Origin of the sequence: Paenibacillus violae (assembly GCF_032461945.1) — a bacterium.
Lineage (GTDB): Bacteria > Bacillota > Bacilli > Paenibacillales > NBRC-103111 > Paenibacillus_E > Paenibacillus_E violae.
The window spans coordinates 364,135-388,499 of record NZ_JAWCUD010000005.1 but is presented as its reverse complement, the minus strand read 5'-3'; the positions used below and the strand labels follow the sequence as shown (position 1 = coordinate 388,499).

At 49.3% G+C, this 24,365-nt stretch carries 20 protein-coding genes; 4 read left to right on the top strand and 16 right to left on the bottom strand.

Annotation, left to right across the window (positions count from 1 at the left end; all coding sequences use genetic code 11):
• Positions 1–2 precede the first annotated feature (2 nt).
• On the bottom strand, positions 3–1,250 hold the full coding sequence (locus RQP52_RS17600) for a DUF445 domain-containing protein (protein WP_315953090.1): 1,248 nt from the start codon (positions 1,248–1,250) through the stop codon (positions 3–5).
• A gap of 166 nt (positions 1,251–1,416) precedes the next feature.
• Between RQP52_RS17600 and RQP52_RS17595 the strand changes: the two genes are divergently transcribed.
• Complete coding sequence (locus RQP52_RS17595) at positions 1,417–2,244, top strand: DUF2935 domain-containing protein (RefSeq protein WP_315953089.1); 828 nt, start codon at positions 1,417–1,419, stop codon at positions 2,242–2,244.
• An 82-nt stretch (positions 2,245–2,326) separates the two neighbouring features.
• Here RQP52_RS17595 and RQP52_RS17590 read toward each other — a convergent pair whose 3' ends face one another.
• Both RQP52_RS17590 and RQP52_RS17585 read right to left on the bottom strand, forming a co-directional pair.
• On the bottom strand, positions 2,327–3,007 hold the full coding sequence (locus tag RQP52_RS17590; RefSeq protein ID WP_315953088.1) for an HD domain-containing protein: 681 nt from the start codon (positions 3,005–3,007) through the stop codon (positions 2,327–2,329).
• The gene (locus RQP52_RS17585) at positions 3,004–3,924 is read right to left on the bottom strand and encodes a TrmB family transcriptional regulator (protein WP_315953087.1); all 921 of its coding nucleotides are present in this window, start codon (positions 3,922–3,924) and stop codon (positions 3,004–3,006) included. Before RQP52_RS17585 ends, RQP52_RS17590 begins: the two co-directional genes overlap by 4 nt.
• Positions 3,925–4,132: 208 nt before the next feature.
• On the opposite strand from RQP52_RS17585, the gene RQP52_RS17580 reads away from it, so the two are divergent.
• Complete coding sequence (locus tag RQP52_RS17580) at positions 4,133–4,585, top strand: flavodoxin (RefSeq protein WP_127453647.1); 453 nt, start codon at positions 4,133–4,135, stop codon at positions 4,583–4,585.
• Between the two features lie 325 nt (positions 4,586–4,910).
• Here the strand turns inward: RQP52_RS17580 and RQP52_RS17575 are convergent, their stop codons facing one another.
• Positions 4,911–5,585 carry an MgtC/SapB family protein gene (locus RQP52_RS17575; protein WP_407075621.1) on the bottom strand — a complete coding sequence of 225 codons (675 nt, stop codon included), beginning with the start codon at positions 5,583–5,585 and terminating at the stop codon, positions 4,911–4,913.
• A gap of 363 nt (positions 5,586–5,948) precedes the next feature.
• On the opposite strand from RQP52_RS17575, the gene RQP52_RS17570 reads away from it, so the two are divergent.
• Together RQP52_RS17570 and RQP52_RS17565 are read left to right on the top strand one after the other, a co-directional pair.
• Positions 5,949–7,253 carry an efflux RND transporter periplasmic adaptor subunit gene (locus tag RQP52_RS17570; RefSeq protein ID WP_315953085.1) on the top strand — a complete coding sequence of 435 codons (1,305 nt, stop codon included), beginning with the start codon at positions 5,949–5,951 and terminating at the stop codon, positions 7,251–7,253.
• 51 nt (positions 7,254–7,304) lie between these two features.
• Complete coding sequence (locus RQP52_RS17565) at positions 7,305–10,421, top strand: efflux RND transporter permease subunit (protein ID WP_315953084.1); 3,117 nt, start codon at positions 7,305–7,307, stop codon at positions 10,419–10,421.
• Positions 10,422–10,491: 70 nt separating this feature from the next.
• On the opposite strand, the gene RQP52_RS17560 is transcribed toward RQP52_RS17565, so the two are convergent.
• The 12 genes from RQP52_RS17560 to RQP52_RS17505 form a co-directional block, all read right to left on the bottom strand.
• Positions 10,492–11,181, bottom strand: a complete 690-nt coding sequence (locus RQP52_RS17560) for a response regulator transcription factor (RefSeq protein ID WP_315953083.1) — start codon at positions 11,179–11,181, stop codon at positions 10,492–10,494.
• Positions 11,178–12,653, bottom strand: coding sequence for a sensor histidine kinase (locus RQP52_RS17555; RefSeq protein ID WP_315953082.1), 1,476 nt, complete (start codon positions 12,651–12,653; stop codon positions 11,178–11,180). The genes RQP52_RS17560 and RQP52_RS17555 overlap by 4 nt, the downstream gene beginning before the upstream one ends.
• Positions 12,654–12,658: 5 nt before the next feature.
• On the bottom strand, positions 12,659–13,408 hold the full coding sequence (locus RQP52_RS17550; RefSeq protein WP_315953081.1) for an ABC transporter permease: 750 nt from the start codon (positions 13,406–13,408) through the stop codon (positions 12,659–12,661).
• The gene (locus tag RQP52_RS17545) at positions 13,401–14,138 is read right to left on the bottom strand and encodes an ABC transporter ATP-binding protein (RefSeq protein ID WP_315953080.1); all 738 of its coding nucleotides are present in this window, start codon (positions 14,136–14,138) and stop codon (positions 13,401–13,403) included. Before RQP52_RS17545 ends, RQP52_RS17550 begins: the two co-directional genes overlap by 8 nt.
• Positions 14,139–14,201: 63 nt before the next feature.
• Complete coding sequence (locus RQP52_RS17540) at positions 14,202–15,122, bottom strand: hypothetical protein (RefSeq protein WP_315953079.1); 921 nt, start codon at positions 15,120–15,122, stop codon at positions 14,202–14,204.
• 435 nt (positions 15,123–15,557) lie between these two features.
• The gene (locus tag RQP52_RS17535; RefSeq protein WP_315953078.1) at positions 15,558–16,718 is read right to left on the bottom strand and encodes a Ger(x)C family spore germination protein; all 1,161 of its coding nucleotides are present in this window, start codon (positions 16,716–16,718) and stop codon (positions 15,558–15,560) included.
• Complete coding sequence (locus RQP52_RS17530) at positions 16,715–18,166, bottom strand: spore germination protein (protein WP_315953077.1); 1,452 nt, start codon at positions 18,164–18,166, stop codon at positions 16,715–16,717. Before RQP52_RS17530 ends, RQP52_RS17535 begins: the two co-directional genes overlap by 4 nt.
• Positions 18,163–19,260: a GerAB/ArcD/ProY family transporter gene (locus RQP52_RS17525; protein WP_315953076.1), complete on the bottom strand. Its 1,098-nt coding sequence runs from the start codon at positions 19,258–19,260 to the stop codon at positions 18,163–18,165. The genes RQP52_RS17530 and RQP52_RS17525 overlap by 4 nt, the downstream gene beginning before the upstream one ends.
• Positions 19,261–19,413: 153 nt before the next feature.
• On the bottom strand, positions 19,414–21,708 hold the full coding sequence (helD, locus tag RQP52_RS17520; protein ID WP_315953075.1) for an RNA polymerase recycling motor HelD: 2,295 nt from the start codon (positions 21,706–21,708) through the stop codon (positions 19,414–19,416).
• 16 nt (positions 21,709–21,724) lie between these two features.
• The gene (locus RQP52_RS17515; protein WP_315953074.1) at positions 21,725–22,696 is read right to left on the bottom strand and encodes an ABC transporter ATP-binding protein; all 972 of its coding nucleotides are present in this window, start codon (positions 22,694–22,696) and stop codon (positions 21,725–21,727) included.
• Positions 22,697–22,728: 32 nt separating this feature from the next.
• A complete protein-coding gene (locus RQP52_RS17510; RefSeq protein WP_315953073.1) occupies positions 22,729–23,520 on the bottom strand; it encodes an ABC transporter permease in 792 nt (263 codons plus the stop codon).
• Positions 23,517–24,293 (bottom strand): ABC transporter permease, encoded by a 777-nt coding sequence (locus tag RQP52_RS17505; RefSeq protein ID WP_315953072.1) that lies wholly within the window; start codon positions 24,291–24,293, stop codon positions 23,517–23,519. The genes RQP52_RS17510 and RQP52_RS17505 overlap by 4 nt, the downstream gene beginning before the upstream one ends.
• Positions 24,294–24,365 lie beyond the last annotated feature (72 nt).

Genomic DNA, 24,365 nt, shown 5'->3' with positions numbered 1-24,365 from the left:
CTTTAAAACAGCATCTTTAATCCTGCCAGACCAAGTCCGATGATAAATCCGCAGATCGCACCGTTAACACGAATCCACTGTAAGTCCTTGCCAATCTTATCTTCCATCAGCTGAGTCAGCTTCTCGTTATCGAATTTATCCAGGTTCTCTTTGACAAGCTGACCGATTTTACTATGATTTTTCTCCAAATAAGAAGCAATCTGCTCCTGCACCCAGATCTCGCCGCGCTGCAGCAAAGCTTCATTCTCCTTCACGGATGCAAGCACATTCCGAAGGATCGGAACGACATGGACAGGGACAAAATCAGGCTGGTCCACAAACTCTTCAGCTCTAGCTTTCAGACGTACAAGAAGTGCAGACAGCTTCGCATCCATTTCGAACATATCAGGCAGCTTCGTTTTGAGTGATTCCAGCTCGGCCAAGAGTTTCGGATTTCTCTCCAGCTTATTTAGTTCATTCCGAATGAAGGAAAGCACAGCCTCCCTGCGCGGGTGCTGTTTCATGCGCATTTGTTCAATATAGGAAAGCAAGAAATTCTGGATAATGCCCCCAATCTTCTCCTCATTGACCATCCCGATGAACGCATTCACGGCAAACGCCATGAAGCCATTGGATTGCAGCCCCTCGAACGCCTTAAGCGCCATAGCCCCAAGCTGATCGCGGGTCTCTGCTTTGAATGCCCAAGCTTCCACTTTATCGAGGACAAAATCAAACGTCTTGCCGTCATAACCGCCATCCTTGACCGTATCGACAAGCGCGCGAACCAAGCGGCTCGTATCCACGTCCTGCAGTGCTTTGCTAATCTCATCCGCCAACAGCGGTGTTAATTTTTCAAGATCAATAGCAGATAACGCTTGTTTGGCAAGCGCACTCAGGCCTTTGTGAAGCGCCTCGCTATCCAGATGGCTTTCCGCCAGCTCCAGCCCTCTTTCAAGAAAACGAATTTGCTGCAAACGGGCGCGGATGGTTTCTTTGGAAAGCAGCTCATTTTGAACCGTGGAGACAAGGGCGTTCGTAATTTTCTCGCGATTCTTCGGCAGCAGCGCCGTATGCGGAATCGGAATGCCCATCGGGTGACGGAACAAGGCGCTAACCGCGAACCAGTCCGCCAAACCGCCCACAACCCCAGCTTCGAAACCGCCTTGCAGGAAACCTCCCCAAACCGTGGAAGCTACAGGAATTGTAGCCAAAAAGCCTGCTCCCATCACACCTAAGGAGACCGTTGCTATATACTTTGCTTCTTTTTTCATCGTCATAACATCTCTTTCTTTCTCGATTTTCAATCACTATTCGTTCTATTTTACCACAAATTCCGACGAAAGCTGTTCTCGAACCTTAATCCGTTGAATACACTTCGGTATGTGAAATATCGGCAAGGCTTGGCCCGAAGTTAAGAGACCTAGGAGGAACCTTTCCATGAGCCTAAATGAAACCATTACGCCTTGGCAGGAACATTTGTTTTGGGTTGAAATCCTGCAAGATCATGCCATTTTTGTGGACGAGGCGCTTGCTAATGAAGAGGTGCAATGGATCACCATTGCCAAACGGTACATAGCGGCATTCACCGAACTGCGCAACCGTATTTTGAAAACAGATCCTTCCCTCCCGGTCTCCTCGGAAACCATGATTCAGCTCTCTAAAGACATATACCCCGTTGCGCATGGGTACTACCAGTTTGAGGGCTTTATGCAGCATTTACGCATAGAAAATAAAGTCGTCATCTCACTGACACCTGTGTATTTCAACGGAACTTTATTGGAAAACGGCGAGTATCTGAGGATTTTGCACGCTTGGATGAACGGCGTGCCTTACGAGCCCCTGCCTCTTGTTGCGCTGATGGAGATGTGGCTGGAGGATCAGCTTGGACATACCGTGCTGCTGAGCAATCATTTGGACCCAACGGAAATGGAGCTGCTGAAAAGCACCCAGCAATACGCACAGCAATTCAGCGCCCATATCGTCAAAAACACCGCCATCCGCGGGTTCCTCCGCTTCACAGCACCGGGTTTCCCGGTGCAGCAGAAGTTCGCCAGACAAGTTGCAGAAACAGTGATCGGCTTCTATCGACTCGTCGAAGAGGTCATCCGCGAATATCAGCATACGGAACTGCTTAGCCGCCTGACCTTGCGTTTCCTTGAGCATCACCTGCCGGAAACTTGCTATTTCTTGCATAAGCTGGCTGCTTACAACGTGGAGATTCTTAGTTTGCCGAATTGTCCGCTGACGAAGCCGTCATTTGAGTGATGAGGGTGGCGCCTAGCTGGGAAAAGACGAAAAACCGTCAGGCTGTTTGCCTGGACGGTTTTTCTTAATGTGATTAATGAAATTACCGCTCGCCTTCCCACTCGGCATAAAACTGCTCCAGGTACTGCTCCATGAAGCGGTGCCGCTCCTCCGCAAGCTTGCGCGCGTAGGCGGTATTCATCAGCTCCTTCAGCTTAAGGAGCTTCTCGTAAAAGTGATTAATCGCGGTGTCATTGCCCGCGCGATATTCCGCTTCCGTCAGGTGCTCACGTGCCGTGACGGAGGGATCATGAATCGGGCGGCCCTTCCAGCCCGAATAAGCAAATACGCGCGAGATGCCTACCGCGCCTATGGCATCCAGCCGGTCGGCATCCTGCACGACCTGGCCCTCAAGCGTGCGCATCGGAGGCCGCGCGCCGCCCTTGAACGACATCGTGCTGATGATCTCCAGCACGTGATCCACTGCGGCCGCCGGCGTACCGCTGGCGGCCAGCCATGCTTCCAGCTCGCGCTGCGCAGCGGCTGGATCGGCGTTCAGCTTCTCGTCGACGACGTCGTGAAGCAGCGCCGCAAGCTCGCAGACGAAAGCATCGGCGCCCTCTTGGGCGGCGATGCGCTTCGTCGTCTGCACGACGCGATAGATGTGCCACCAGTCGTGGCCGCTGCTATCGCGCTCCAGCTTTTCCTTCACAAGCGCTTCCGCCGCGAGTAAAATGCTCTCCTGTTGTTCTCTCGTCAAGTGTTTTCCATCATGCTGCATCATTTCTTCTTTTTCCTCTTTCCTTCCCCAGCTTTTCCTTCATCCGTTGTAGTTGCCGATTCTCCCTCAACGGATGGTGCATCCTTCTCTCTGCCTTCGGGAGCGGTATATTTCTGGATAATTTTCTTAAAATTTTTCCCATATTTATCTTCGAGCTTCGCGCCCATATCCTGCTGCAGCTCGTGAATCACTACATCGCGCCAAAAATTATTGAGCAGCAGCTCAACCATCGCTGGATGCTCAGTCAACATCGCAAGTGTCGGCTCGTCGCCGCCTCTTGTGCCGACAATGGCCAGTTTGCGGTCGATCAGCAGCGTAAATTTCCTCCCGTTGCGTTCGTTCCACGTAACATCACGTTTATGCGAGAACTGCTGTACGCTACTTGGCAGAGCCGCATCTCCAATCGTCGAAACAAGCAGGCGCACACCTTGTGCGGGTACTTTCCGCAGCTCTTCCTTCAGCAGCTGCGCCTCCTGTGCCCAAAGATCGCAAAGCACCTCCTCCTTCGCTTTCCTCAGTTCTGTTCGGATGCGATCCAGCACCTTCGTGTCGCCTTCCAAGCTGAAATACTCCGACCGGTGCGCACCCTGCTTCGGCATGTGCTCTTTCACATAGCGGATTGACGCTTGCAGCTCCGCCTCGACACGATCGCCGATCTCCTCGATCGGCACGCTTTGGTAATGCGTCGGCTCACCGTGACTGGTGAGCACGGCGCCTTTCTCCGCAAGCTTCTGGAGCGCGGAGTACACATTCGAACGCGATACGCCAAGCTGCTTGGCGATTTCATAACCCGTTTGTGTGCCGCTTTCGGCAAGCACATGCAGGCACTTGGCTTCCAAGTCGGTGAAGCCGAGGTTTTTCAAATGCAAGTGGATATCCTCCATGCCAGTTCCCCTTTTCATAAGCTGCGATAAGTTCATGTTTTCGATATTGTAACATGATTTCTTCCTCGAAGTCGTATAGTCCTTCCTTGCCGGCCATCTCAGCAAAAAATGTTCATTCTCAATATATTCTCAATTATATGTTGACAATGATAATCATTATCAAATAATATGAAGTTGGTTGGTAACAGCAGGACAATTACAAGATGACTACATGCCTATAAAAACATTTCGTGGAGGGATTCCCATGCCAAAAATCATTATCGTTTACGCCAGCATGTCAGGAAATACGGAGGAAATCGCTGAAGAAATCGCAGCAGGCATACGTGAGGCAGGCATTGAGCCTGTAGTGAAATCCGTCATGGATGTGAGCGGTGTAGATCTCGTGAACTACGATGGTATTCTGCTTGGAGCTTATACATGGGGTGATGGCGATTTACCGGACGAATTCGAAGACTTCTACGATGAATTAGAAGATCTGGATCTAAGTGGACGCAAATCCGGTGCATTCGGCTCCGCTGACTCCTCCTATACACACTTCGGTGCAGCTGTAGACACAATTGAGGAGAGACTTGCCGAGATCGGAACTGAGAAAGTGTTTGACGGTTTGAAAATCGAATTTAATCCGACTAGCGAGCAAAAGAAATTATGTCGTGAACTAGGCGCAAAATTCGCTGCTGCTGTCGCTGTTTCGGCCTAATACATCATGTTGGCGGGCTTTGGCACTTCGCTGGGCTCGCTTCTTATTAACACCCACCTATATTGCACTTTTTACAATCAAATTGATCGAATTAAGCACCTCTTCAGCTTTTCGTTGTACAATGTGCAATTAGTTTAGCTGAAATCGTTCCATTCACAGCCATTTGGCTAATAACGTTGTACTTTGTACAACGAGCTGCTCTTCAGGCTGAAATAAGCACCTCTTTCGCTGCAAAAAATGCAACGAAGCTCCCCCAACAGCTCATATAAGCACCAAACAAAAAGGACCAGAACACAGCTGCTCGCTGCTGCTCCAATCCCTTTTTCTACAAAGTCTCTACTTCAGCCATTTCAATATACGGCATACTCTTCAACTCTTCATATACTTCTGATGCATACTTACGGTCAATAAAAACAATGAAATTGAGTTCCTGCAGTTCATGACTCAACTCTTTGATGTGTACACTTTTCATTCTATACCCTCTAGCGATAATGTCCTTGATGATATTCGTTAAATTACCCTCATGGGATACGATGAGCTTGACTCGCAGATCCTTCATCAATAGTGGTCTTGGACCCATTTTCTTAATATAGTACGGCAATACCACGACACTCACCATTATTAGCAGCAGGCCCACAAACGCTTCAACAAAAAAACCTGCGCCAATGGCAATTCCTAGCCCAGCCGCTCCCCAAATCATCGCCGCCGTCGTTAGTCCAATAATGACATCATTATGCTTCCTAAGTATGACGCCTGCGCCAAGAAATCCGATCCCGCTAACCACCTGCGCCGCAAGCCGCATAGGATCCATGACATGAAGTCCGGGAACCGCATATTTATTCGAAGATTCAATAGATACGATTGTCAGCAAGCAACTACTTAAACAAATGACTAGAGAGGTTTTCAGTCCAAGAGGTTTATTTCTGATTTCTCGTTCTAAGCCAATAATTAAACCGAAGATAGCTGCAATTCCTAGTTTTATTAAATCATGTATGTCCACAGTCACTAGCATCGTTGTTGTCTCTCCTATTCTAGATGTCATTTACAATATATTAACATTTAAACCTCGTAGATAAATAGGTATAGATGTTACAATTATAATCCAAAGTTTTACTTTTTCCCTATCCACACCTTCCTCTCATCTCCTGACACCCCCTATCCAAAAATAATATTGACCACAAGTCACTTTATTGCTATAAATGAACTTATATAATGTTAATCGGTAAGTTATTAGTGCTCTTTCATGGTCTTCCGATTAAATATTTTTACTTATTCGAACCAATCAAGCCAAAAAGTTGACCAAAAGTCATACTTAGAGCAATATCTGATCTTATACACAATTAATAACCAGGGAGGCTCAATCATGGAGCGTGAGGGAAACATGGCTACTCGTTCAAATCAACCGAAAGACGATCTTGTAAAAACAACCGGAAAAGTACTACATAAAACGGGTTTTCTATTCATCCTGGCCGCTATGGCGCTCGCAGGCTGTTCCAATGAAGCCCCACTATCTTCCACAACAACAGCTCAGCATGCGGCCGAGACAGCAATCAAGCCTGTGAAAACGGCTCCGGTTACCACACAAGCATGGGCAGGTGCTAAGACGCTCACGGCCGATGTGGTTCCTTCATTAGAATTGAATGTCATGCTCAAAGTGGATGGCGATGTGAAGTCCGTACGGAAGAAGCGCGGGGAACAAGTTCAAAAAGACGATGTGATCATCGAGCTGGATAATAAAGATTTGCTTCGCCAAAAACAAAAACTGCTTTATGCCAGAGCCAGTCTTGAAGAACAGTTGTCCAAAGCCAAAAAGGATTGGGATGACGGCATTCTGGAGTTAACCAACAATATTGCGATAACCCAGCAGTCCTTGGACGATGCAAACAAGCAATATAATCGGATTCTGAATGACTATGACACCGGGCAGGCAACGAAGGATCAGAAGGAGCAAATGGAATCTCAGGTCAAACCATTGAAACTCAATCTTCAAACTTTGCAGCAAAAGCTTCAAACGCTCCAAAATACCCAACCGCTAGCCGCCATCCAATACCAATTGCAAGCTAACGATATTGATTTGCAGGATGCTGATGTCAACCTTTCTTATTTTGAAGTCAAGGCGCCTGCGTCTGGTCTTTTGACCGAAATGCCCATTGAGGAAGGAATGACGTTGGCCCGAGGACAAAAAATCGGCGTTGTGCAGCGGCAATCACCGATCAAAATCCGTGCTGAAGTAACGGAAGCGGACTTAGCGCTCGTGCAAGGCAAACCGAGCTTGTCATTTCAAGCGTCAGACTCCCCAGATACATATGAAGGGAAAGTAACTTATTTGGCGAACACGGCCAATACCCAGACGAAAACCTATTCGCTGGAACTTGAAGCCGCAAACGAAAACGGCCGCCTGAAATCCGGAATGCGCGTCCAGCTTCTACTGGCTGCTGGCGGCGAACAGCAGGTCATCGTTGTACCGGCGGGCAGCATTTTGCGCGAGGATGGCGAGCCTTATGTATTCATTTTGATTGGAGACCATGCCGAAAAAAGGACAGTCAAGCTCGGCCGCAGCAAGGATGACATGACGGAAATTACCCAAGGACTGAAGGCAGGCGAGGTATTGATCGTCTCCGGTCAGTACCAACTTAAACATATGGAGAAAGTAGCGCCCGGCCAGTAGTTTTTGATTTTCTAACTGGAACAGCTGGACGGACAGAAGGAGTGAATCCGCTTGATTGCCAAACTGATCAAATACCAAAAGATTACCCTGCTATTCTTTGTCGTGCTCGTGCTGCTGGGCGCCTTCAGCTTTTTATCGTTAAGCCAGCGTGAGAATCCGGAAATCACAGTATCCATGGCTACAGTAAAAACGATCTATCCCGGAGCATCGCCCGAAAAGGTCGAGCAGCTTGTCACCAAGCCGTTGGAAGAGGAAATTAGAAAGATGGAGTCCATCAAGTCGATCGATTCGACTTCCTCTACCAATGTGTCCTTCATTACTGTAGAGATGCAGCCCGGGGTCGATAACAGCCGTGCATGGGATACGCTCAGACAAAAGGTGCAGACCGCGCAAGGCAAGCTGCCCGTAGAGGCGGAACAGCCAGAGATCGATGATGATCTAGCCAAGACTTCTGCGCAAATCATTCACTTAATTGTGGAAAACCCATCTGAGCTGGAGTCCTTACGGTCCATTTCTACAACATGGAAGGACCAGTTGCGCACAGTTTCCGGTGTCAGTGACGTTGAAATTGTTGGGCTCCCCGATCAGGAAGTGAAGGTGATTCTGGACAAGGAGAAGCTCGAAAGCCTGCAGCTTCCTTGGACCCTGGTTATGCAGGCGCTCACCACCTCGCACGACCGCACACCCATTGGGAATGTGGTTGCCAATAATAACAACACTTATGTTCAATTAACCGGCGAATGGAAGTCCGCCAACGATATTGCCGATACGGTTGTTTACCGGCCTGCAGGGCAAGGCAATTCGCTGAGCATTAAAGATGTCGCTGAAGTTAAAATAGGCCCTAAGAAAACGGAAGAGGAGGTCTTCTATCAAGGCAAACCCGCCGTCGATGTCGTCATTTATCCAGCTAAAGGACAAAATATTCCTACTTTGCAAGATGGGATCGACGCAAGGGTTTCCGAATTGCAGGCTCAGCTCCCTCCGCATGTGACGATGGTATCGTTATTTACGCAAAAGGAGAACGTCGATCATCTGTTTGCCGATTTGTCACGGGAAATGTTGATCGGGATGGCTGCGGTACTCGTTGTCTGTATCCTGGGGCTCGCTTTCGGAACGTCCATTATCGTCGCACTCGCGATTCCCGTATCCATCGCACTCGGCTTCCTCCCGATCAGCATGACGTCCATCGATCTTAATCAGATATCCATTGTCGCGCTGGTCATTGTACTTGGCATTCTTGTCGATGATGCCATTGTCGTTAACGATAATATTGAACGCAGATTGTCTCTGGGCGATTCTCCTCTGGACGCCTCGCTGAAAGGCAGCCAGGAAGTTGCGATTTCGATTCTTACGGCAACGATTGCTACAGCAGCCGCTTTTTTCCCGCTGTTCTTCTTAAAAGGCAACATCGGGGACTTTATCAAGCCGATTCCCGTCGTTGTTAGCTTGACTTTAGCCGCGTCGATGGCAATGTCGTTAACGATCATTCCGATTTTCCGCAAATGGAGCAGCGAACGTAGTCTCCGCAAAGGAGTTTCCTCCCAGAAAAAGCTGCCTGGACTTTTGGGTAAACCTATATGGCTCCTAAGCGAGTTTTATGAAAAGCTCATCCGTCGGCTGCTGCGAAAACCGCTTTTAACCGGAATGATAGGTCTTGTCATTGGTACGGCCAGCTATGGGCTTTTGCCCCTGCTTGGCGTTCAGTACTTTCCGAGCGCGGAACGAAGCGAATTTTTGCTTGATGTGAAAATGCCCGTGAGCGCCGACTATAAGCAAACCGCCGATATGATGAAAAGTTTATCGGTTTGGGCGGCTAAGCAGGATGGGGTCCAGTCTGTTTCTACCTATGCCGGTAGGACAACACCTAAGTTTTACTATGCAGAAACCGCTAATGTCGGAACAAGAATAGGCCAATTATACGTCAAGGTCGACGAGTCCCAAGCCCAAACAGGCAAGCTTGTATCCGATTGGCGAGACCAACTCAAGCGTATATATCCGAACATCGAGTTGTTGCCCAGAGAACTGGAACAAGGCCCTCCTGTCGGAGCGCCGATTGCCGTTCGAATCAGTGGCCCGGACTTAAGCGAACTAACATCGCTCTCCAAACAGCTGCAAACGATGCTGAAAAACATCCCTGGCACGACTAACGTCTCTGACAGCGTCGGTGATGAAACCTATACGATGGATCTGCAGCTTGATCAGGAGAAAGCGCGTTATTACGGCGTCACGGAAAAGGATTTGTCGGGAACCGCTCGACTCGCAACCGACGGAATTGAGGTTTCCAAACTGCAACTAGGCAACGAGGATATTCCCGTTACTTTATTCAGCAAGGCCAACCAGACGTCGTCCGACGAAACGATTGGAGAACTGCTCGTTCCTTCGCAATCCGGGCAACTGTACCCAATCAAGCAGTTCATCAATGTGCAAAACGATCGCATGATCACCTCCGTGCAGCATCGCAATCTGGTACGAACGATTACGGTGAGAGCTTACACGGACGGAAGATTGCCGGCAGATATTGTCGCCGAGCTGCAGCAACAAGTAAGCAAACTGCAAAAACCGAACGCTTACACGATTGAATTTGCAGGCGAGAACGCTGATCGGAACGACGCCTTCTCCTCCATCGGTAAGCTTTCTATTGTGGTTGTATGCCTTATCTTCATCATTATTGCGATTCAATTCTATTCATTGTCCATACCGTTCCTGGTCATGATGACTGTTTATTTGGCCATGGGGGGAGCTTTAATTGGTTTATTCATAACTGGTGCTCCAATCGGATTCATGGCGCTCATGGGCTTCGTCAGTCTGGCCGGGATTGTCGTGCGCAACGGCATCGTGCTGGTTGAGTTTATTGAAGACGCCAGACATCACGGGATGGCCTTGCACGATGCCATTGCCGAATCAGGCCGTGCGCGGCTTCGCCCCATCCTGATGACATCCGCTACTGCAATCAGCGGCCTCCTGCCCATGGCCATCATGGGAGGCAGCCTGTGGCGACCGATGGCCGTCGTCATTATCTCAGGGCTTATTGTCTCCACGATCCTTACGCTCATTATCGTCCCCTCCTTCTATCTACGGCTAGCTCTGTGGAGGGATAAACGCAAGCTGAATCGAAAGGCGTCGGCAGAGACAAACCTTCCGGCTCATGGCGGAACAACTTCTCTGTAAATTCCAAATAAAAAGACTGCACATGCCCCACATTCCGGGAGCAATGGCAGTCTTTTTATTCTATATGAAGCTAAATCCGGAACCGGTACCCCGCACCCCAGATCGTCTCAATATACTGCGGATTCGAAGGATCCTGCTCAATCTTCTCACGCAGCTTGCGGATATGCACCGTAACAGTCGCGATTTCGCCCATGGCATCCATCCCCCAGAGGAGATCGAACAGCTGCTCTTTGCTGTACACCCGATTGGGATTCATCGCCAAATGCGTCAAAAGGTCGAATTCTTTGGTCGTAAACACGACCTCTCGCTCATTCACAAATACGCGGCGTGCGGTTTTATCAATCATCAAACCGCGAATGCGGACCTCATCGTTCTTCGCTTCACGCCGCCCCATCAACCTTTCGTACCGGGCAAGATGCGCTTTGACTCTTGCCACCAATTCACTGGGGCTAAACGGTTTGATCATATAATCGTCCGCGCCAAGGCCCAAGCCGCGGATTTTGTCGATGTCTTCCTTTTTCGCGGAGACCATCAAAATCGGAATGTCCTTTTCGCTGCGAATGCGCCGGCATATTTCGAAACCGTCGATCTTCGGCAGCATTAAATCAAGAATAATGAGATCATACTCCGTCGAGAGCGCGACATGCAGGCCTTTGTCCCCACTGTTCTCGATGTCGACTTCGTAGCCGCTAATCTCCAGGTAATCCCGCTCCAGCTCGGCGATGCTTTGTTCATCCTCTATGATTAAAATCCGGCTCATTCCTGACTCTCCTCCTGCTTGTTAAGCGGTAATGCCATATAAACGGTTGTTCCCTGTCCGATCATGCTTGTTGCGCCAATACGTCCGCCGTGCTCTTCCATGATTTGTTTGGCGATCGCAAGACCCAACCCGCTTCCCCCGGTCGCGGTGTTGCGCGAAGGATCCGCCCGATAAAACCGGTCAAATATATGAGGCAGCGCCTCTTCGGATATGCCTTGACCGGCATCTTTTATTTGAATGACGGCGTTGCCGTCGATTTCTCTGAGGGTTAAGGTGATTCGGCAATTGCCTTCATCACTGTATTTGATTGCATTTTCGATGATGTTCAGCAGCACGCGCCGCAGCTTATCACGGTCTGCCGTTACAAGCAGAGGCTCATCTGGCAGTTCCGTCAGCTTGAAATGTACACCTTTTTTCTCCATATCGAATTGTAATTCTTGCGCGCAATCCTGCACATACTGGCCTAGATCCACGGTTTCGAACTGAAACGGGACTTTCCCCAGATCCAGCTTGGAAAATAAAAACAACTCATCAATCAGTCGATCCATATCGGCCGCTTTCGTGTAAATCGTTCGAATATACTTCTCCAGCTTATCCGGAGAGTTCGTGACGCCATCCATAATACCATGAGCATATCCTTTAATGGCTGTAACCGGCGTCTTCAGATCATGCGAAATGTTAGAAATTAGCTCTTTGCGATTTTCTTCATATTGCAGCTGAAGGTCAACGGATTTCTTGAGCTTGCGCCTCATTTCTTCAAAAGCTCTGCTGAGCTCCCCGATTTCATCATCGGACTGCTGCACCACTTCAAAATCCAGATTGCCTTCCTTGATCTCCTCCGCCGCTCGTTTGAGCGCCTTAAGAGGTTTAATTATGCTGCGGGAAACGAAATAGGTCAGCACACCGTTCGTACCCACAAGGATAAGGATAAACGTCAAAACAACCGATTTGGAAAACTGGTGCAAATATTTCTGAAAAGGCCCTCCATCCAAAAATACAAAAACGGATCCTTTACTTTGATCGGAAAACAGAAAATCCTGCTGCCGAGTTATCCACAGAGAACCCTGATTCCGCTGAAATTGGCCTGATGAGGTACCATAAGCGGGAAGTTTGGAGCTGTTCTGGGCTTCGCCCTCTTTCAAATAGGGAGAGCTATACGTGATTTCTTTATCTTTGCGGATGATAATGCCCATATTGATTTTATGAAAACGGTCCTCCAAATCCTGAATAAACACGGGATCGAGGAACGCGTCGGGTTCGGTTTCCGTTTTCGCTTTCATGTAAGCGACATTCTCGAGCTCTTGTTCAACGACGCGTTTAATCGGGTTGCCTTGAGAGAAATCGACCTGAAAGCCGGACTTCAGTGTGCCGAACGTTGCGATGGAGATTAGAATCACGGCTAGCCCCGACAGGACGAGAGGTACAAGCAGCATGGCAATGTATGAGAGTACCAGCCGTAAGCGAATCGACATCGTGGTCAGATCTCCTTTTTATCGAACAAATAAAAACCTGCTGTAAAAAACAATATACTACACGCTATCAAAAACATAAAGATGCTGCTCACCTTGCCAAGCGCCATGCCGCTTCCGATCAAAAGCATATGCCAGTCTGTGTAAGCCGTAGGCGAATACGTGGCGATTTGCGGGATAAAAAAGGCGGCCACTTTAAAAGCCAAATAAAGAAGGATGCTCACCGTCAATGCAGAAGAGGCGTTGGAGAAAAACTGTGCCAGAAACACAGCGGCGATGCTGAGCACAAGCAGTGGCACAAAGGCCGCGCCATACGCGAGGAACCAATTCATCACCGCGCCAAAGCCGCCAAAGTGCTGGAAAAATAGCGCTGAAATAACGGATGCCAGCAATCCGGCAATTAAGTACAGCGCAATAAAAACACCAAGCGCAATCTGCTTGGAAGCAAACACCTTGAACCGAGAAATGGGCCGCGTTAATGTGTTCTTCATCGTGCGGTCGCCCATCTCACCCGAGAATACGTCGGCAGCGCCCATGAAAACGAATAACGGCAGAAAAATACTCGTGAGCAGCCCCAGCATGATGATCGGAAAATCCTGCGAGGCAATCGCTCCGATTCCGATACCGTTTTGAAACTTGGACAGCAGCAGCCCTGCCAGGAGCGGAAGCAGCAGCGTAACCGCAAGGAAAAAGATGGTTTTCTTCTTGGACGTCATTTTGACCGTTTCGTTCCACACGTTGGCGGTTAGGCTATGCATGCGCAGCAAGCCTCCTTACTTCTTTAATTTCGCGCAGATACGCTTCTTCCAGCGTCGCGCTTCCTTGAGCAATTTCCGACACGAGCCCTTCGCGGACAAGCCGTCCTTGATGAATGATGCCCATTCGGTTGCACATCAGCTCCATTTCATGAATGAGATGGCTGGAGATCAGGAAGGTGATGCGCTCTTCTCGCGCCAGGTGCATAATGATCTCGCGGATATGAACCATCCCCTCGATATCCAGACCGTTCGTCGGCTCATCGAGTATGAGCAATTCCGGCTTCGACAGCATCGCTGCCGCGAGCCCTAGCCGCTGCTTCATGCCTAGCGAGTAACCCGCTACCTTTTCCTTCTGAAAAAGGGTAAGTCCGACGATCTCCAAGACTTCGTCTATGCGCTGCTGACTGATGCCCGGGTAAAATCTTGCGGCCAGCTCCAAATTCCGTCTGCCGCTCATATAGGAATACGCTTCGGCGGTTTCAATCAGGACGCCTACCTTGGCCATAGCCTGCTCATAGTGCGTCGATACAGGATAACCAAAGAGCTTCACTTCTCCTTGCTGCGCTCTGGCGAGTCCGGTCATGATCTTCATGACGGTCGTCTTCCCGGCGCCGTTGGGCCCGAAGAACCCGTAAATGTCACCTTGCTGCACGGTCATATTCACCTCGTGGATGCCGCGCAAGTTATTGTAAATTTTCGTGAGACGATTGATTTCTACGACAGGCTTCATACATTAGCCGCCTTTCAAGATAATAAGGAGGTGGGAGTTGCCCCTGCCTCCTTCCTTTTTTCCCTAGTTTCTATGGTGGGACTTCTCAGGATCGATCTTGACGGTTTCCAACTGCTTCCCTGTCAAATCTACCGTGTCCGGCGTTGTCGAGTTCAGACTGGATAGTGTCATATCCACACTCAATACGACGTTGTGCGCTGTTCCTTGCGCATCTTTACCGGAAATATGAATTTGTGCGGTTTGATTGGTAATATGATTATCGCTGTCCACGCTGGCGTTCACTTCGACTTCATCCATTTTGATGTCGGAAGTTAATTGAGGGAGGCTGTTTTTGAGTGTCGTCACATCAACACCAAGGGTATCAGCCTTGGATGGCATTGGACGTTGACTATTTTCCATCGTAGCATGCTTGATAGCCAGGGAGCCGATCGTGTTGACAACCGGAGAAATTTGACTGCCTGACAATTTGAAATGAATCTCCTTCACGTTGCCTGCCGCTTCATCCATCGTGACATAGTTTTTGAGATTGCCGACTAGGGCGTCAACCACATTTTCCACTTCGCTAACGACTTGAGGGTCCGGTGTATGCTCTGTGCCTTCATGATCTTTGAATTTGCCCATGCCCTCTCCTTCCAGCACTTTGTACACATCGGAATCATTTGTTTTTATAATTTGTTTGCCGTCTTGGTTGTAGAAATGTATGGTTTGTTCGTTCGTGCCGTTATTCACGGTCACTTCTGCGCTTCCTGCGTGATTCGCACCGCTGCTTTTAATCGTGGATTTTACGTTAAGCAATGGAGCTCCGTTATCCTGCAGCGTCACGTTCACTTGGCGTGTTACATTGTGTACGGTTGCCGTCTGTTTCACGGCTGATTTAAACGTCTCATACCCGGGCGCATCGCCCACACCGGCGTAAACCGACGTCACCAGCATCATGCTGCCTACCGCCACGCCTAATCCCATCATGGCTAATTTCTTATTCATACCTACCTGCCTCCGCGTCTTCTAACGCTTTATCTAATTTGGATGCGTTCCTCGCTTCCATGTATTCATCTTATCCCCTCGATCTTAATTGCCTCTAAAAGACCTATTAACCTCGCCTAAAACAATTCTTAAATATTTCTAAACTGATCGGGTAGGGCTGCGACGTATGTAAGAATAGTACTAAATGGAAATAATGCAGTTAATTCCTGCGATTACAGGCTGCGAAGGTTTGCTAACTGGAAAAACTCCAGTTAAATCAGACCCTCACTCTTATAGAGGGGCAATTATCGAGCGAAACTGCGGGCAGTTATTTGGCTATAAAACAGAGATATGAATAAATTAGCGGTAGTTTTTCCAGCTAAAGAACAAATAAAAAAGAGGCAAGCCTACGCTTACCTCTTACGACTCCCGCGTGCAAAGCACTATTTACTACTATCAGTACTGCTGATCTTCCACCCTCTCTCTCAACATCCCTGTATGCGTGAGTTGAACGTCCACTCGAACGTCCCCTAACTGGTACCCTTCAAGTGGCTGCTCGCCGTTGGAAGTCAGCTTGGCCCATAACTGGAAATTCTGCTTATATAAGACGTGCTCCAACTGATAGATATCGACGCCTCGGTCTTTTCCATGTTCGAACGTTTCCTCGATTTCTTCTGCGATCTGCTTTTCAATTTGTTTGCGTACGGATTCATCATCAACGGTCACCTGAGATTCAATCGTGATCGACTTGCATCTCATATGAACATCAAAGATCAGGTTATCTCCCTTGCGCAGTGTGATCCGCGGATTCGGTTTATGAATGGAAACGGTCTGAACGGGCTTTCCTTTGATGTAGACGACTAATGGCGAACGGGCGGTGCTTTTCTCCATCCAGCGGTCACCTTTAAACTGATTATCTGTAAACCATTCGACTACATTGTTTTTTCCTAGCGCATAAACACCGCTAACTTCCAGCTTAGGATCAGGCTTCTGATTTTTCTTCCAAGCATCCTCTCGAATGCTCAAATTCGGTATCATTAATGTATAGCCAGGTTCGCGAAGCAAAGCGGCCGCCCTGTACAATCGGTATGGACGTATAAAGGAAAGTTGCCGATAATTTTCAATCGGATTCATCAAAATGGAAGCCATCGGAGAGACATTGAAAAAAGGAACAACGGAGAAAATAGCCTCAATTGATTCATCTGTACTATAGATCCATTGGGTAAATCTTGTTTCACTGTATCGAACGGACCCATCCATAAATTTACTAATCCCTTGCTTCAGAGCCTCTTTGGAGAACAAATAGGCGCTGACATGCCCCCAAAAAACACGCTGTTGCGTCGTTTTGTACAATCGATTGAAGGCTTCATTCACCGTAGCTCCATCTTCGCGACCTACCCAAATCTGAGGCGGCTGCCCAGCTTTGCCCCCCTCCTGTTTCGCTACGGAGCTGAAATCCAACATCTGCGCATAGACGATGTAACGCCCTTTTTGAAAATCGAAGCCTATCGCCGTAAAGTAGTTCGTGTCTTGGATCGTTTTCATATCCCAGCAGCCTGTAAGGCTGGTGAGAATCAACACGCCTATCATGATCCGTCCTACTCGCTTCATCATCATTGAGGATCCTCGCTCTGACGTGTGTCGTCCTTAGGGCTTAGCATCTTAGGCCTGCTCTTCATTGCGCTGAAAGGCTTGGCGAAAACCGCAGTGACCATTTCCTTAAAGCGTGGCGGTGATAGTGGCGACAAGTAGGGAACGCCAAATGACTCCAAGGTCGACATGTATAAAACAAGCCCAATCAATGACACCATGAACCCATAGATCCCAAAGATCGTGGATTCCAATAAAATAATCACCCGCAGGATCGTCACAATTCCAGCAAGTGTCTGGTTCACGAGGGTATACATGGCTATCGTCGATATCGAGGTGATAACAAGGGTCGTCGGGCTAGTGATACCGGAACGAATCGCTGCGTCGCCAACAATCAGCCCTCCAACAACGGTAACGGTTTGTCCAACGACTTTAGGAAGCCTTGCGCCAGCTTCTCGAAACAATTCAAACAGCAGCAGCATAATAATAAAATCCATAGGACCCGATAGCGGTAATCCCAGTCTGGAAGAGGATATGGTAGCGACTAAAGAAAAAGGGATTTGATCGATATTAAAGGCAGACAGCGAAATCCAGAAGCCAGGAAGAAACGTGGCTACAATCAATCCCCCCAATCGCAGTACTCGTTCGAACGCCACATAGTAAAAAGGAGAGTGTACATCTTCTGGCGATTTTAAAATAAACATCAAATTTGCCGGAGCGATGAGGGCCATCGGCGAACCGTCAACAATGATGACGAATCGTCCGCGCAGCAAGCTATCCGCTACAAAGTCAGGTCTACCCGCATAATCCAGCAACGGGAAAAAATTGTACTTTTGCTCTGTTAGCAGCTCTTCCAATTGCGAACTGGAAATCAAGGCATCGAGATCAATTTCTTGCAATCGGCGCCTGGCATCCTGAAGCACATCCGAATCGATGACATCATCGATATACATAAGAGCTACGGAAGTATGGCTGCGCTTGCCAATTTCCATTTTCTCGCAGCAAAGACTGCGGGTTAACAGCCTTTTGCGAATCAGAGCGATGTTGGTAACGATGCTCTCCGTGAACCCATCCCTTGGTCCTTTAATTGAAGTCTCCGTATTAGACTCTTCCGGCGATCGGTTAGGCGGATTGGACAAATCAAGCCCAAAAAGGCGCTGCTGCTCTTCAAAGTACATAATCAGAAACCCTGAATATAGATTGACTGTCATCGTTTCCATCACATCAGGTCCGGTCATCTCCAGCATTTGAAGCAGTGTAGGGAGCGCGAAATTGGACATGCCCCCTTCCCGGTGATGCGAGATGACATATTGAAGGTTAGGAAGTACACGCTGCTCAATATGATCCTTATTAATCATACCGTCGCAATACATGAGCAGGATCTTTTTACTGGCATCCCCTTCTGAGAACAGGTACTCTTTAATGATGACATCGGCCGACGAGGCAAACCAATCTCGCAAATCTCGCTCGTTCACTTCATCACGTTCTCCTTTCGCCTCATCGGCAGGAAGATCAGCACAAACAGCACCAGGATTAATCCTGCGCCAGTAACAAACATCATGGGGTAATACCAGTCCTGAATAAAATTCACCATTTGATTGTCCGTGACCGGCAATAGACACATCGTAACGAAAAAAAAGCTTATCCCTATCAGCAGCCATGTGCGGGTACGTTTCTTTTGAATCATCAACACGTCAATAGTGAGAAACATCAGCATGGACATACGGATACAAGCGCCTGATATCCACTGAAAAATCGATAAAAAATCCAAATGGGAAATATATTTCCCAAGCGTCACCATACGCCATTGTTCAAAAGCCGGATACCTGAGTTGATCTGCTTCAAACGGTCCAAAAATCGCAATGGCCCCGATTAAGGGTCCTACGGTTAATCCCACTAAGCAAACCGCTACGATAAGCAAGGCGGGCAGTCGGATACGGGTATCGGCATGATGCTGGAGAAAAACAATACTTAACAGCTCAAACGAAGAACCGCTGGTTAAATACATCGATTTCAGAGCAGGCCCATACCCATGGGTAAACAGGGGCGTAAGTAAGCTATAGTCTTTGTATTGAAAATTGGCACCCATCACAAAATAGCCCAGCAAGACAACCACGGGGAGTAGAATGCCCGAGGTTATCGCGATGGCGCGGATGCCTTCACGAGCAGCAAAAAAGCAAAAAATCATAAACGCTAGCGAGATCATGATCGGCGGGGTCCTCGGCAAATAAGAGATGTGCGTCCAAGTTACCATATCCTCCATGGTAATGGTCGCATGCGTCATGGCGATGCCAATGACGATCACTTTTAGAAAGAATACAACGAACTTTCCATATCGCTGCCCGACCCATAGCAGTAGATTCTGCTGCTTAGAGCGTTTGATGATGATGTACACGAGACATACCCATACTAATGTAGGCAAAATGGATAAACCCGCTCCCACCCAGGAATCACGTTTGCCGTAATGTAGCAGTACAGGGATTAAGAGCACATGATTCGTTATGGCAATTGAAATAATAATGACGTAGTACAACTGAAGCGAGGTAATTTTCCGATAACGTGCAGCCATGAGGTAATCTCCCACTTTGGTATGAGGTGGAAACTTTTTATTTGTTAAGTTTTCCAATCCATGTGGAATTATGCAAATAAAAAACCGCCCCTCGATTTCTCGAAGAGCGGTATGATCCTATGTCAGGCAGGGCGAATGGGTATGGACGAATGTCTACTTTTGCGGGAGAAAAGGTGTCAATTCCCCAAGATAGCAGACATCCAGGTGATGCAGCGCACGGGTGCAAGCCGTGTAAAACAGCTTGCGCTCCTTCGCCTCCGCGTAGACAGCCGCACCGGCATCGTAGAGGATCACGGCGTCGAACTCGAGCCCTTTGGCGAGGTACGCCGGCATGATCATAACGCCTGCCTCATAGTGCAGCGTCTCCTTCGTGATCCGCGTGAGGCCAGGCAGCAGCGGCTTAAGGGCTGCGTGCGCGGCTTCCGTCTCGCGCTCGGTCTTGCACAAGATCGCGACGGAGCTCGCACCGCCGTGCTGACGGATCAGCGCCGTATCCGCGACCAAGCGGCTGAGCTCGGTCTCATTCGCCGCGCGCAGCAGACGCGGCTCCTCGCCGCTGCGGCTGAACGGCTCGATCGGCTCGCCGAACGGGAGCACGCGGCTGGCGAACAGGGCGATTTCGCGCGTCGAGCGGTAACTTTTGACGAGGCGGATCGTCTCCGTCTCTTCCTCTTTCATCAGCTCGCTGATCGAGCTGTACTCGTTCTTAGGGCCACCTGCGTCGTTAGCTGCGTTCGCGTGCGTGAAGATCCCTTGGTTCCAGTCGCCAAGCAAGGTAAATCGGGCACGCGGGAACAGCTTCTTGAGATACGCATAGTGGAACGGCGAGTAGTCCTGCGCCTCATCCACCAGGCAGTAGCGGATCGTTCCAACGCGCAGTTGACCTTCAACAAGCCCCTTCAAATACACAAGCGGTGTCGCATCCTCGTAGTGCAAAATCCCTTGTTCCAAGGCTGCCGAGGTGAAAGAACTGATGCTCGCCCAAGCCTCAGGAAGCTGCTGGCCAGCCTGAGCCATCAGCCCCTGATGGAGCTCTCTGCTCGTATATAGATCTCGATACATGCCGAGTACGTCGACATAAGCAAGGTTGCGGGCCTTCTCCTTCAGCGGAGCGATCGCTTTATGCGCCTTCATTTTGCTCATCTTCTTCATCTCGGGCTCCGTACCCACATATTTGGGCTCGCGCACCATTTTGCGATAGAAACGTTTCTGTGCATCCGCTTGGATCTCATCCAGCTTCTCCAGCATCCACTCGGACAATTGCTCCATCCGTTCTCCGAGTGCGAGAATCGAAGTTTTGCTGTAAAACCGCTCGCTTAACTCTTCTGCGGTAATCAGCACTTTCTTGCCGACCGACAAATCGAGGAAGCGTATTCCGCCATGCTTCAGTTTCTCGCCATAAGCCTCAATAACGCTGAGGAAGGCTGCCGACGTTTTGTACAGGATACTTTGCTGCCTTGCTTTATAAGCCGGATCTTGCTCCGTCCCCGTCAAAATGAATTCCAGCTGATCGTAGGGATCTTCCAGCTTTAAACCCGTATCGCTTAATTTATGGGTTAAATAATCTTGAAAGGTTGTCTGCTGCATGGTCGCTTCGCCCAGCTCCGGAAGAACGTGCGAAACGTAATCGCTGAACAGCGAGTTCGGCGAGAACAGAATCATATTATCGGCGCTGAGCGTCGCCCGGTATTTGTAGAGCAAATACGCGATGCGCTGCAGCGCGACCGAGGTTTTGCCGCTGCCGGCCGCGCCTTGCACGACAAGCACCTTGTGCCGGTCATCGCGGATGATCTGATTCTGCTCCCGCTGAATCGTCGTCACGATGCTGTGCATTTTCTCGTCGGCGCTGCGGCTGAGCATCTTCTGCAGCATCTCGTCTCCGATTGAGATCCCGGTGTCGAACACATCCTGCAGCTCACCGGCTTTAATGATGTACTGGCGTTTGAGCAATAACTCCCCGCTGACATCCATCTCCGGCGTGTGGTACGTGGCCGGCCCCGGCGGGTAGTCATAGAATAAGCTGGCTATCGGTGCGCGCCAGTCATAGATAAGTATCTCATCTGTCTTCGGATCAATGAAGGAGGTGAGACCGATGTAGATTTTCTCACGCTCCTGCTCACCGCGTTCCTGAAAATCGATGCGCGCGAAATACGGCGCATCAACGACACGCTGCAGTTTGTACAGCGCATCCTGCGCCACCTGAAAGCTGCGCTTCTGACCCATCAGCACATGCTCCTGCTGGGCCATACTCGCGGCTGTCTCGATTACGTCGTCGGCGTTGTCCGCATTAACGGAGATATCGTCCCAGAAGCTGCGCCCAATCTCCGTTACTTCCGAGCGGCGTTGATCCACCGTCTCCCCCAAGTCGATAATTCGCTCTTTAATTTGGGAGCGTACCGAGGCAACCCGCTGGTCTTCCCGCTCCCGCTCTTCTTTATCAATTGGCATTTATTCTCCCTCCTGCCTATTTGTATACCCCATGGATGACTTCTTCAAACTCAGGCTCTTCCATATGTACATCGTCCATATCGCCCCAAAGACTGACCATTCGCAGCACGTCCATCGCTTTCAGCTCCTGGCGGTTGCAGGCGATCGTCAGCACGTTCGCCTCCTGTTCCACTACACGGAACGGCAGCTCCCAGCTCTCGGGAACTTGGACATCCCCTCGATACGTGATCTTCATCATCGTTGGCAAACCGATTCTGTCTCTTAGTGTATCCAGTGAGCCGTCATATCCGATCTGACCGTGATTAATCACGATCACCCTTTTACATAACTGCTCAATATCATCCATGTCATGCGTCGTCAGCAAAATCGTTTTCCCAAACTCCTGATTTAATATCTGCAAAAAGCTGCGTATGTTCTTTTTAGCTACAACATCCAGCCCAATGGTAGGTTCATCAAGGAACAAAATATCCGGATCATGCAGCATGGATGCCGCCAGATCAGCACGCATCCGCTGACCGAGCGAAAGTTTGCGAACCGGCATATCCATCAGTTCTTTAAGCTCCAGGAGTTCATTCAACTCGTCTAACCTGCGGCGTGAGGTGCTCTCCTCCACGCGATACATCGCTGTTAGAATTTCATACGAATCCTTAACCGGCAAATCCCACCATAGCTGGCTTCGCTGCCCGAACACGACGCCAAGTTTGCCAACGACGCGCCTTCGGTGTTTTTGCGGACTTAAGCCGTGGATCAGCACTTCACCCGATGTGGGATGCAGGATGCCGGTCAGCATCTTGATGGTCGTTGATTTTCCCGCGCCATTAGGTCCAATATACCCGACGAACTCGCCGGATTCAATCTCAAAGCTGAGATCTCGTACCGCTTCCTTTTCTTTATAAGCCCGCGAGAACAAGGTGCGAATACCTGAAAATCTGCCTTCTTGGATAACCGGGGTTTGAAAGGTTTTGCGCAAATTCGTAACCGTGATCATGTGGATGCCATCCCTCCTTGTTATTAACGTGATTAACTTCCTGTACTCTGATAACGGGATAAGCCCAGTTTCCAAAATCGCATAGCCAGCCAGAGCGCTGCACAAGCAACACCCACGGTTCCCAGCAGCATGCCGATACCGCCTTCGTGTCGCAACAAATATAAGGTAGGTATGTAGTTCACGAAACCTACCGGAACAAGAACCAGAAGGGCGCCTTGCAGCCATTTCGGATATAACGTAAGCGGATAGCGAGCCGCCGTTTGAGAGGCGTCTTCCGTCATATTTTGTAAGGACTCGATGCGGGTCAGCCAAAAGCCCGCAGCCGCCGTAGCCAGCCCGATTGCGAATAAAATAACCGCTCCCGTACAAATCATTAATGCCGTTAACGGTACGGCCGACCACTCGATTTGCCCTTTGGCCATCAGCACTCGCATGGAAATGACTAGCAGGACGATCCCCTGCCCGATTTCAGCGAAGAGTACCCGGGAGTTTTGCGTCATCAGCGCTAGCAGCACCGGCACAGGGCGCGTCAATAACGCATCCAGATCTCCGGATACGAGATATTTTTCCAGATGATGCACATCCGAAGCCAGTGTACGGTATATCGCTTTGGAGATCATCATGACACCATAGAGATAACAGACTTCATACAGTGTCCAACCTTTGATATTGCCGAAGCGCATCATGACCAGCGCCACCATGAGAAATTCTGAAACTTGTATGCATGAGGCCATGACCACCGAGAAAAGAAAGTTAAACTTATATTGCATCCGGCTGCGTAAACTCGCCCTGATCAACAGGAGATAGAGCTTGACTGACATCATCCTCCTTGCACCTCCAGCTTTCTTCGCACCGCATGCGTGACGGCCAGACAGACACAAGTAAACCCGATGCCCCATAGAAGAGCTCCGAGCACAATCGTGCCTTGTTCAAGTTGCATATAAATGCGAGTCGGATAATAGAGAAGGTACGGATAAGGTGTGAAACTACTTATGGTGCGAAGCCAACCCGGCAGCCATTCAAGCGGTATGAAAAATCCGGAGAGCAGCATGCTGAAGGAGTAGCTCAACCAGTACAACCAACGGGATTCCGTGGTCCATAAGGCGGCGATGCCAATCAAATAGTTCATGCAAATGGAGATATAAGCTGCTGCAACCAGCGCAATCGCCGTCCAGCCGTAAACGGAAGCCTTGTGTGGAAGCTGTAAGGAGAAAATGAACATATAGAGGACGTAAATCGGGATAAATTTATACAGAAACTGATACCATATTTGGCCCCATTCCCTGCTCATGGCCTGATAGAACAAGTGTACGGGTCTCATGAGATCAACGGCAATCTGACCTGTGCGCACCGACTGTTCGAGTCCCAGTCCATTCGTCGTAAACTGCGTAATCCACAAGATCGCCTGGTTAAAAGCAATGTAGCCGACCATCCCTTTGGCTCCGTAGTCGCCCAGCGAGGAATCGCTCCCGAGTCCGGACCAGATACTTGCATAAATGAAGCCAAACACGGCACTGACAGCATTGTGGAGCAAATGTGAACCGCGATATTGCAAATTCCTTGCGTATGCCTTACGGGCTAAAACCGCGAAAAGCATCGTACACCTCCTATGTTTTTTCGTGCAAAAAAACGATGTTCCACTGCAGCCGCAGCGTAGAGACGGAGTTTC